Below are 11167 nucleotides of genomic sequence, written 5' to 3' on the forward strand. Positions count from 1 at the left end.
GGCGGATCACTTCGCGCGCTGTCTCCTCGTCAGATATATCTCGACCCCCGCTCGCGTTAGGAAGGATGCCAGTCCAAGGATGATCGCCACCAACTGGATGCGGAATTCGTCGGAGTCCACCTCTGCCTGTCTGGTTTCCAAAAGGTTGCGCTCACGGACAGTGATGTCGCCGATGATATCGCGGATGCGATCCATTGTGGCTGTGGCCATGTAAGTGCTCTCTTGAGCCCTTGCAGCGTCAGCACTGTTCTGGTCGTGGAGCGTTATGGAGTGGCTGAGTTCTTTCAGTTTGGTATCGATAAGCCCATTGAGCGTCGTGACCCGAGCAACCTGATGCTCGTTGTCGGATATTCTTTTCAGCAAATCGGCTTGCAGTGTGTGCAATCTGCCCAGAGCTTTGTCGTAAGGATCAAGGTATCGCCGGTCGCTGCTGACGAGGTAACCTCTTTGTCCCGTTTCTGCATCGTCGAGCGCGATCAGCACGTCCTTGGTGGTATCAATCGCTTCGTAGGTATGAACGACCATATCTTGGTGGTCGCTGAGAAGGGTATGGGTCCAAGTCGTGGCGACGACCCCAGCGGCGATGACAACGCCCACAGGTATGGAGCGTAACAGCGTGGGCGTCGTCAGGTAGTCTTGTCGAAGCAACTCCCAAGACCACCGGCTCGTTTCACGCATGTTACCTGACCATTTCAAGAATGTTGGTACGTAATCGCGATTGAACCATGCTGGTTCCTTGGCATCGACTCTTGCATCGAAAATATGTGATGACGTGCAAGATCAGGTATAACACATGATAAAACGCCGTCGCGCGTGCCGAAGGGACAAACATGCCTAAGAAAGAAAAACTGGAGCATTCTGAATTTTCGGGTGAATTCGAAGACGATGGCATCACTGTCCTTGTCGACATTTTCCGTCCGGCCGGAACAAACAATGACTGGCAGATGGAGGTCGTCAGTGAGGAGGAGGATGTCACATCATGGGACGAACCCTTTGCGACCGACAAGGACGCGTGGGAAGAGTTTCTGGCGACCTGTGAAAAGGATGGCATTCGCAGCTTTCTCGACGGGGGAGAGCCGATCCACTGATCGGCGGCCATCAGGGTTCGAGATCCAATCTCAGCCGGTGATTCTTCGACCATTTGGTGCATCGCAAAACACTGTGGAACCAAATGCGTTTCTTCCGTGTTGTTGAGGAACAAAAGCTCAATACATTCAGGAGATTGTCGATGAAACGGGTTGCCGTGGGCGCTGGCGTGGGCGCCGTTCTGTGTCTTGTAACTGCCGCTATGGCTCAGGATATCGAGGTGAGCAGCCTTGAAGTTCCGAACACGGATATTGAAAATCTCAGCGTTCCCAGCAAAGCTAAAGACCACGATGGCCGCTACATCGTTGATGTCAGCGGCAAGCGAGTGAGGCTTGTCGGTCCAAGGTTCTTCCCAGACTCCTCCAGAGAGATAGAATTATCCGGCCGGGCCCAGTCACTCGCAAGGGAAAACGCGCGTGCGCAACTGGCTTCGAAGTGAAGACCATGATCGCGGCAAGGGGGCGGGACGCGAATGATGAAGTCGACAGCTTCTGACACCGAAGACAAAGAGAAATCAAACCTCATCCGGCAGGAGGATGCCGACGCTAGCAAAGCCACTTTTCCGGAGCTGTTCTTCGATCTCGTTTTCGTCTTTGCGCTCATCCAGCTATCGCACACCCTTGCGAAGGATTTCGGGTCTACCGCCCTTGTGGAAGCGGCCATCATTATTCTGTCACTCTGGTGGCTGTGGGTGCAGATCACCTGGCTAACGAATATGCTGAACACGGAGGCTGGGCCCGTCAGGCTGTTTTTGTTTGCGATGATGTTTACAGGCGTGCTCCTTGCCATCGCGCTGCCGAAGGCATTCTCCGATCAGGCACTGGCGTTTGCGGCGATCTACAGCGTTATGCAAATCGGCCGTTCGCTTTTTGCGCTATACGTTTTCAAGGGCGTAGACCACGAAAACGCGCTCACATTCTCTCGCATGGCCATATGGCTCGCCGCCTCAAGCGTGTTTTGGATCGCTGGCGGACTTTCCTCGACACTCGGATGGCAGATCGCGCTATGGGGTGTTGCAATAGGAATCGAATATGTGGGCCCATTGGTGAAGTACTACGCCCCGGGATTGAAAACAGGGAAAGACGAGCGACTTCATCTTTCAGGAGAGCACCTCGCCGAACGCTGCGCGCTTTTCGTCATCATATGTCTTGGCGAAACCATCCTGACGACCGGTCGCACAGCCACTGAGTATATGAATTCCGGTCTCACGTTTGTCGTGTTCTGCTCAGCTTTCGCAACCACGATTCTCATGTGGTGGATCTACTTCCACCACGGGCAGGAAAAGGTTTCCGAGAAAGCGGACGACACTGGCGAACCTGAAAAGATCGCTCAAAATCTGTTCAATTATGGTCATCTGCCCATCGTCACGGGAATTATTCTGACGGCCGTTGGAGAAGACTTCAGCCTATCGCACAGTCAAGATCCCTCAACGTGGCGAGAGGCGCTTGCCATAGCCGGCGGACCAATTCTGTTTCTGGCAGGCAATATCGGTGTAAAGGTGGCATCCTCCTATATCAGACCCGTCTCCCATTTTGTCGGTATTGGCGTTCTCCTCGTGTTGCTGCTCTTGCAAGGCATGCCGCTTTACGCGTTACAGATCGGATGTGCGAGTGTCCTTGGGATTGTCGCGGCATGGGAATATGTGGCGCTCAGAAACAACGCGACAAATTCTGCGTAGCCATCATGAAAAATTGGGGGCTTAGAGCGTTTCCATTTAACAAGGAAGCGCTCTAAAAAGAGAGCCCGGTTGCAATGGTGGACTTCACCGCACGGTCACGACGTATGATGTACGCCTGTCACACACAGAAGATACCGCAGGCAAAGCGCGTGGATTTACCACAAATCCACCCAGGACTTGGCTATTAGCGTCTTCACGGCTCCCAGGCGATGTCATCTCTGACGATTTTCGCAGGATTGCCGGCGACAACGGAACGCGGTGGAACATCTTTTGTCACCACGGCTCCGGCTGCAATCACAGCGCCGTCACCGATGGTCACGCCTTTAAGGATCATCGCACGCATCCCGATCCATACATGATTGCCTATTCTGATGGGGGCCTTGTTGGGGCGACCGACAAGGTTGTGGCCGTCCCAATCGCGGATGATCGCTTGATCTGCAATAAACACTTCCTCGCCAATCGTGATTTCGCAACCGCAGGATATCCAGCTTTGGCGATTGCAAAATCCACTTCCCAGCGTCAATTTTGCACCGCTTTGAATGCCAATCGTGCTGCCGCTATAGGCATGAAACTGTCCAGCGAGATGCAATTCACCCCGCTCTTTTATAACAAGCTGGGCAGGCTCTGGAACAAGACCCTTCCATGCTTGACCCAGGGAAAGATTGCCACTGCCGGTGATCGTCCCTTCGATGTGGGCCTGCCCTTTTTGCATCAACGTGATGGCTTTGTTTGTTCGTAATCTCGCTATTCTCAGTCTTATTCTGTCTATCATAAAATTAGCCGCCTCATGGGTTCTGGCAGACTCGAGGAGGCTACCTGATTAGAGAGTTGAGTTTTTATCGATCTGTGTTCCCCGGTTCAATCTTTTCGCTTGAAAGGTTTGCTGAGTAGATGCGAGGGACTGCCCACCTCAAGTTTTATTTGTTATTTATTTTAAAGTTTCCGCTAATTTATAATATAGATAAATATAAATATCGTATATTACAGTTAAGTCAGATTTATTTTAAATCTATGATGGAGCTGTATAAGCTTTCAAAGCAATCAATAAGGAATTCCATATTTTGAATACTGCTTTAGCATCCAGATAATTTTCTTTGCACTGCAAAATTTTACGTATTTACTGTGGATCGAAACCGGGCAATTTTCAGTGTGTGGATCGAGTTTCAGTCGTGAGCTGTCGGATCAGGGCGCGCCTGAACAGCATTCGAGGTTAATACCGGAGAATAGACATGAAGCGCTGTTTCGGTGTCCGGATTATCCGGTCCGGCGCTCCTTTGAGGAATTGGCGACAAAATGCTCTCTCATATCAATCGACGGCACTTTATTGCCGGTAGCGCCCTGCTGTTCGCCCCAAAGCTGGCATTCGCCTCGGAGCAGCGTGCCGATATCGTTATTTATGGAATGACCAGCGGCGCGGTAACAGCGGCAATCCAGGCTCGGACAATGGGTCTTTCACCTGTGATCGTTGGGGGCTGGCGGGACAAACACATCGGCGGCATGATGTCTGGCGGGTTGGGCGGCACCGATATCAGTTCGGGCAATGCCTATGGCGGGCTGAGCCGTCATGTTATCAGTCTCATCAATGCTGCTGGTAAGCAATCCGATGATCAATTTCATTTCGAGCCGCGCTTTGCCGAAAGCGTCTTCAATGATCTGGTGAAAACCTATGACATTCCCGTTATTCCCAGTCTCGGACTTCGGCGAGTGAAAAAAACCGGCTCGCGACTGGAATCGCTGGAGACCGTGGACGGGCAGGTTTTTCGCGGCCGTGTGTTTATCGATGCCAGCTATGAGGGAGACCTGATTTCGGCGGCTGGGGTCAGCACGATTGTTGGGCGGGAAGCGCGCAATGGCGACAACGTTCTGAACGGTTATCGAGGGACTGACCACGCAGCCCTGGGAACCAACCATAATTTCTACAGCTGGCGACATCTGGAAAAAATCATTGGTCCGGTTTCCGTGGATCCATACGTCGTTTCCGGCAACCCGGGGAGCGGTATACTTCCGTGTATCCGCTCCTATCCGCAACCCGAAAACGGTGCAGCGGATCGTGCCGTGCAGGCCTATAACTTCCGCATGACGATGACGCGTGACGAAGCGCGCAGGGTGGATCTATCCGCAACCGCACCTGAGGGTTTCGACCCCGCACGCTACGAACTTCTGTATCGCTGGATCGACGTGCTCAACCGTGGCGGACTATTGGAAAATCCGGCGGAGGCGGTAAAGCTCTTCCTGCTGCACAATGATCTGGGCAATGGTGTCTACGACATCAACAATTTCGGCCCCGTCTCCACCGATCTCCTTGGCGTATCATGGGGGTATCCGCAAGCCGACTATGCCGTGCGTGAAAAACTTTGGAAGGCGCACGAAAAATGGATACGGGGACTTTTCTACGCGCTTCAGCATCATCCGGATGCCCGGATGCCGGTCGATATGCGCGATGCCTTCAGGCAGTATGGGCTGGACGAAGCGCATTATAAAGATCCGCATGAGAATGATGAGCGTCACTGGCCCTACCAGCTCTACGTGCGCGAGGCGCGCCGCATGGTCTCTGATTACCAGATGAGCGGCCGTGAAGTCGCTGCCAACGACGACATGGATCCCCTTGATCCACGCACAATTGGCACGGGATCCTACAATCGCGACAGTCACCATACACAGCGCATTCTTCGCGCCGATTCCAATATTCTCGGCCTCTCCAAAGTGTCGGTCTGGAATGAGGGCAACTTCGAGGCTCCGTCCGGAGGAGCTGACCTGATGTTCCCTATCCCTTATGGTGCCATCGTACCGCGTCGTGCTGAATGCACCAACCTGCTCTCCATATTTGCAATCAGCGCAACGCACGAAGCATTCGGCGCGACACGAATGGAAATGTCGCTGATGCAGCTTGGACAATCAGCCGCCGCCGCCGCCGGGTTGGCGGTGAAAAGCGAGGCCGATATACAGGAGATCCCCTGTGACGAGCTGGTATCCGCCCTGTTTGTTCCCACCGGAGCACCACCGCCCGTATTGCCAGAAAGAGCCCACCCAAAAGCACTGGCCCAGAATTGAGCCTGAAGCAGTTGAAAATCGGCGATCGTGAAGATCTGTGACAGCTGAACGGATCGCCGAGGCGGTTATACATCGTGAGCGTAGACCCAAGTGGGATCGTGGGGTCACGCATCATGATCTATATCAACATTGAGGCTGTCCCACTGAGCGGCTTGTCGACAGTCGGAGATGACATTCCCTAAACAGGTAGTTTCTCGGATGCCGATGATCGACAACCGCGTCTTCAGTTCCGCCGATTGCACTGTGCGGTCAGATGAGGACCCGTTCGAACGGTTCACGTCCTTGCTGGAAGCGGTGACGGGTCATCTGAGGCCTTAAAATCAAGGCCTCAGCGAACCAAACATTGGAATGTTCTACTGCAATCCCATCGCTCAATGCCATTTATGCAGCTGACGCACTTCAAGCGACGCGCTGAGCGACTGACGGAGTGTTCCGATACCCGCTTGTCTTGCCGGATTCTGTGAGCTGGAACTGCATGACGGATTGGCGTAGCCTGCCGCTCTCACTCGCGAGTGTAACACCTGCGGCGCTCATCTCCTCGACCATAGCTGCGTTCTGTTGGGTCACCTGATCCATTTGATTAACCGCTGTATTAACTTCACTCAGCCCAACCGATTGCTCTTTTGCTGATGATGCGATTGAGCGCATGTGGTCGTTTATGATGGCGACATAGCTCTCGATCGTCTTCAACGCGGTTCCAGTTTCACTCACGAGTTTCACGCCATCCTGTACCTCAACGGAGGAATTTCGGATCAGATCTTTAATTTCCTTCGCGGCCTTTGCAGAACGTTGCGCCAATTCCCGCACTTCCTGTGCGACAACTGCGAACCCCTTTCCAGCTTCACCAGCTCTGGCGGCCTCCACACCCGCATTCAGAGCGAGAAGGTTGGTCTGAAATGCGATTTCGTCAATGACGCCGATGATGTTGGAAATCTGACCGGAAGACTGTTCGATCCGTTGCATCGCATCAACAGCATTGCTGACAACACGTCCAGAGTCTGTCGCACTTTCGTTCGCCTGAAGCGCGATCCGACGGGCTTCATCGGCGCGTTTTGAGGAGTTGGAAACATTGACGGTAATCTGGTCAAGCGCAGCCGCAGTTTCTTCGAGTGACGCTGCCTGCCGTTCTGTTCTTTTGGAGAGATTTTCAGCGCTGGAGCTGACCTCACGAGTGCCATTGTCCAGGCCATCCGTGGCTTCGGAGACCGCGCGTAGGGTTTGAGCAAGTTGCGAGACTGCGACGTTGAAGTCGTTTCTCAACGTTTCAAAATCAGGAGCGAAAGGCTTCAATAGCTGGAAGGCCAGGTTTCCGCCGGCAAGGTGGCGTAACCCTTCGCCAAGTCCAGACGTTGCCTGCTCCATCTCTTCGGAGCGAATGCGATCTTGTTCAGCACTTTGTATGCGTTGCCGTTCCGAGATGTCTCGCTGAGATTGGGCCTCTCGTTCCAAGCGGAGATTGGCGACGGCATTCGAACGGAAAATCTCCACAGTGTTTGCCATTGCGCCGATCTCGTCCTTACGACCTATGGCCGGCACGATGATTTCCGTATTTCCGTTCGCAAGTTCAACCATCGCCGACGTCATGGAAACAACCGGTTTGCCGATCGCTTTTGATAGAAGGATGCCCATGGAGAGCGCGACCAGTGCAGCAGTTGCTCCCCCAATAGCCAGGGTTGCGATTGCCGTATTGAACGTTGATGCCAAAGCCTCTGCTCGTTTTGCAGAAGCCTCTTGCTTGCTAATGGTCAATTTTCCGATGACATCGCGTATTTTCGTCAGGCGTGCTGTTTTGGCGATGTTCTGGCGTGTTTCCTCAAGACGGTTGCCGGATTGGACGGCAGCCGTGGTCGCTGCCATTTCAACGTTGAAATTGTCGATCGCCTCTTGCAAAGGTCCTATGACACCATTGGCTTCGTCCGGCCCCAACTGTTTTGCAAGTTGCGTCACCAAGGGCGGAATTGAGGCGGTCTGTTTGTTGATGCGCTCAATGAATTCACCGTTCGTGCTCGCCACGTATCCGCGCATGGCATTCTGATTTTCAACGAGGTTGGCAAGAATGGCATCTGCAGTTTTCAGGACGTCTTGCGTCTCGCGATTTTGGGCTGTGGCCTTTTCAATATGGGCCAGCGAAAAATAAACAATTCCGCAGAGAACAAGCACAACGGCGAATATCGAAGCAAAAGCTACCAGTAATTTCCGAGAGATATTCCAATTCGCAAGCATTTTTACCTCTTTGGCTGAAGGTCAGAATAATCATGGATTTTATGGTCTGCAGCCAATTCATTTACTGGAGACGTTAAAGCTGCAGCAGTTCCTGATCATTCTGCGAATAAGCCAAATCTGGTGGCTGAACTGAAAGCGGAATATCCTACAGAATATTACATTTATTTATATTTGATATTTCTTTAGTTTGAATTAATTTCAGAATATTCGATAATATTTTTGAAACATAAGTGATTTTTAATATATTTAAATCAACTAAAAATTAAATTTAAGACATATTTATTGATAATAAACGCATAGATTGATTTATTAATCAGCATTAATTATTTTTTATTCCGAATTTATTCTTGTTTTACAAATTTTGTACTTTGGATTGAAAATTACTTTTTTGAACGCGTGATAATCCCCCGTTTTTTATGGACGCTCCGCATTGGAATTCTGGGAGCTATCGATATTTCGAGGTCGGAGACCGAACTGTGGCATCGGATCTTGACGCATTACCTACCATTGTAGTTCTCTGAAGTAGTCTGATTCCATCGCGGTTATCGCAGCGACTGGTTCTTTGCGTTTGTCGAACTGTTCCCTTCGACTGGCCAACTACCATATGCCAACTTTACGTGAACCTCGTTGGCCTAGAAATTACAGTGTCATCACCTCGAGGTTTACGTTGGCCTCGACGGTTAATGTGCCCGGCTGAGGAATATGACAATAAATCCCAAAATTTCGGGCGTTGCGACGAACAAGGGTTCGCAAAATCTCGGGCTGTTCTGTTAATTCAGGCTGAGCGATCAAGGTCATTCCGCACCTTTTGGCTTTTTCCGAAACTTGAACTCTTTGCGCACCAAGCCGAAGCGTAGCCCCCAGCCAGCTTTCTTCGATAAAACCGGATTCTTCAGGGTCTGGCGAACCTGTCTCGATCAAGACCGCGGGACGAAACCGGCGCTGGTTCATCTCGTCTAAGGAGGCAAGGCGAGCAAGTGTTCTCAACGACTGCGTGGTGATAATGTGAAGAGGGCTTGGATCGTAGCGATTTGAGATGATCGGAAGACCCGCAGCCTCAGGCAGATTGGTGCGCGCGTATCGTCCTATGCCGACATCAAAGCCGAAGTGGTTTGACAGACGAAAGAGCACCGTCTTGTCAATAACAGAGACAGCCGCACCATCAGGGAAATGAATGCGCGGCAATCCGTTTTCGTCCAGTGTGCTACGTAGAAACAAAGCGGATCGCCAGCGGACGTCTTTTTCTGGTGCTGCAGCAAGCCCGGTAGAGGTGTCAAAAATGCCGAACTCGCGATCTCCCACGATACCATTCATATCGACATTGACGGTATGGCACGTCTCTCCCCCCAAAGAACTCACCGGATAGCGCCACAATTCGGCTATGCGTCCCACCTGTTTCATGGTGCGACGCTGCGACGCGGTGACAGTTCCTGCGCTCATATCATTCATGCGGAGAGCAACTCGGTGAACTGTGTATGGCTCAGGTCTTCGATGATGGCGTGTGCGACGATCTCGCCGGTTTCTGCCGCGCTCGTGATGCCCTGAACAAAAGGGTTCTTGTGCAAAAGAAACGGAATCGCAGCGCAGTAAAGGCGGTTGGAGACGGTTCCCGCTGTGATCGTACGGTAATGGTCATCCACGTCGATGCCGCCCAAACGCACGCTCGACACGGCTGCATCGCCCACCAGGAAGCCCGAAGGCTCGGCTGTGGGCGCTTTTCGTACGGTTTCCTGGCTGACCAGTGTCGGAAACGGAAGTTCACGGGCGGAAAGTGCACTTTGGCCTGTAGCATCTATGAAGTTATCAAACCGCTCCGTCCTGTCACCCAACGCAACGTACGCCCCACGCGCCGAGTCTGGCTTTGTGATCTCATAGTCGCTACCGAGCTTGAAGATGTCCAGCCGTGCCGCGTTTCGCAGTGCCAACAGACGCTCGATCGAGAGGTGTGGCACCGTTGCGTATTCATCGATGAAGATGCCCTTGAACGATGCGTTGAAACGCGCAAAGTCTTCTGTGTCGAGATGCGGAACGACTTTGGCGATGATCTCGTGTGTAATCATTATGGCGTAACGCCATGGCACCGTAAATTCTGCTGCCGCATTCTGTTTGGCTTCGGCAAGGTTGGCAGCGGCCCACACAAAGGGATCGATGTTTGAGCGGCGGGCATAATACGCGTTGGCAAACGTATCTACAGTCAGCTGGCTCAGCCCGATCTCAGCGGCATAATCCGGATCAGCAAGACTGATTTCGTTTCTGAAAAGCTCGAATACCTTGTCCAAAAGTCCGTTCGATCCCTGAGAAATCAAAGCCTCGATCGCTTCCGGAGTGCAAATGCGCGGGCGCATGTAAGGCAGCGGACAATAGAAGTCCGCTTCCGGAAGAAGTCCCTTTCGAGACATCAGGACCGCATGAAAATCTTCACTGCCGGTCGATGGCTGGTACTGGAGATTTCCGGTCCCGTCATACACGAATGATCCACACGACGTCGCCACCGTCATAAGCGCGTCGATTGCACTCAGTGACGTACCCAATATGCCCAACCGCCCGCCTTCGATCGACTGAAGTGCGGATGCGGGCCACGCCGACATGAAATATCCGGGGTGAGTTTCGGTATTTTCCGGCCAGTTGTGACCGGTCGCCATCACAACGTGGTCGTATAGCGCATCGAAGGTTTCACCCGCGGCCTCGACTTTCAGGCGAATTTCGCGCGTTTCGAGGGCAATGTCCCTCACGCGGTGTTGCACACGGATGTCCACCTTGTGACCATTTTTTTCCGCCTGCGCTTTCAGATACAAAAACTGGTCGTGGAAATAATCGCCCAAGACCAAGCGAGGGTAAAACTCGCGCTCGCTGATTTGGGTGCGGACAATCCCGAATGTAGAGAGATATTCGTCATCACGACCACGAAGCCAATCCGCCAAGGTTTGTCCCAGCGGTGGGATTTCAATACTCGGAATATTCGACAGCATGGCCGGATCATTAATTGTGGGAAGATACGGCGTGCCTTTCCCTGCATAGTTTTCAGCTTCGTATATGGTGATGGAGAGGTGCTTAGGCGAATGGGACAAATGCTGGAACGTATAAATACCTGTCGGGCCAGATCCAATGATACAAACTCTATCCGTCATA

At 52.3% G+C, this 11167-nt stretch carries 9 protein-coding genes and 1 pseudogene; 5 read left to right on the top strand and 5 right to left on the bottom strand.

Going from position 1 to position 11167, the window contains the following annotated elements:
- Positions 1-6: 6 nt before the first annotated feature.
- Positions 7-678, bottom strand: coding sequence for a CHASE3 domain-containing protein (locus EKM04_RS12925; protein WP_183894800.1), 672 nt, complete (start codon positions 676-678; stop codon positions 7-9).
- A gap of 152 nt (positions 679-830) precedes the next feature.
- Between EKM04_RS12925 and EKM04_RS12930 the strand changes: the two genes are divergently transcribed.
- From EKM04_RS12930 to EKM04_RS12940, 3 genes are all read left to right on the top strand, one after another.
- Positions 831-1088, top strand: a complete 258-nt coding sequence (locus tag EKM04_RS12930) for a hypothetical protein (protein ID WP_174154113.1) — start codon at positions 831-833, stop codon at positions 1086-1088.
- A 140-nt stretch (positions 1089-1228) separates the two neighbouring features.
- The gene (locus tag EKM04_RS12935; protein ID WP_183895105.1) at positions 1229-1525 is read left to right on the top strand and encodes a hypothetical protein; all 297 of its coding nucleotides are present in this window, start codon (positions 1229-1231) and stop codon (positions 1523-1525) included.
- Positions 1526-1558: 33 nt separating this feature from the next.
- Positions 1559-2764 carry a low temperature requirement protein A gene (locus tag EKM04_RS12940; RefSeq protein WP_174154112.1) on the top strand — a complete coding sequence of 402 codons (1206 nt, stop codon included), beginning with the start codon at positions 1559-1561 and terminating at the stop codon, positions 2762-2764.
- A 217-nt stretch (positions 2765-2981) separates the two neighbouring features.
- Here EKM04_RS12940 and EKM04_RS12945 read toward each other — a convergent pair.
- A pseudogene (locus EKM04_RS12945) lies at positions 2982-3152 on the bottom strand (DapH/DapD/GlmU-related protein); the annotation flags it as partial.
- Here EKM04_RS12945 and EKM04_RS12950 point away from each other — a divergent pair.
- Both EKM04_RS12950 and EKM04_RS12955 read left to right on the top strand, forming a co-directional pair.
- A complete protein-coding gene (locus EKM04_RS12950; RefSeq protein ID WP_234900445.1) occupies positions 3120-3503 on the top strand; it encodes a hypothetical protein in 384 nt (127 codons plus the stop codon). The pseudogene EKM04_RS12945 and the gene EKM04_RS12950 sit on opposite strands and share 33 nt — an antisense overlap.
- Before the next feature lie 554 nt (positions 3504-4057).
- Positions 4058-5815, top strand: coding sequence for an FAD-dependent oxidoreductase (locus EKM04_RS12955; protein ID WP_174155712.1), 1758 nt, complete (start codon positions 4058-4060; stop codon positions 5813-5815).
- Between the two features lie 399 nt (positions 5816-6214).
- Here the strand turns inward: EKM04_RS12955 and EKM04_RS12960 are convergent, their stop codons facing one another.
- From EKM04_RS12960 to EKM04_RS12970, 3 genes are all read right to left on the bottom strand, one after another.
- Positions 6215-8038, bottom strand: a complete 1824-nt coding sequence (locus EKM04_RS12960; RefSeq protein ID WP_183894802.1) for a methyl-accepting chemotaxis protein — start codon at positions 8036-8038, stop codon at positions 6215-6217.
- Positions 8039-8677: 639 nt separating this feature from the next.
- Positions 8678-9487 carry an MOSC domain-containing protein gene (locus EKM04_RS12965; RefSeq protein WP_183894804.1) on the bottom strand — a complete coding sequence of 270 codons (810 nt, stop codon included), beginning with the start codon at positions 9485-9487 and terminating at the stop codon, positions 8678-8680.
- On the bottom strand, positions 9484-11166 hold the full coding sequence (locus EKM04_RS12970; RefSeq protein ID WP_183894806.1) for an FAD/NAD(P)-binding protein: 1683 nt from the start codon (positions 11164-11166) through the stop codon (positions 9484-9486). Before EKM04_RS12970 ends, EKM04_RS12965 begins: the two co-directional genes overlap by 4 nt.
- Position 11167: the final 1 nt, after the last annotated feature.

Source organism: Rhizobium skierniewicense Ch11 (assembly GCF_023757665.1).
In the GTDB taxonomy this organism is placed as follows: Bacteria; Pseudomonadota; Alphaproteobacteria; order Rhizobiales; family Rhizobiaceae; genus Agrobacterium; species Agrobacterium skierniewicense.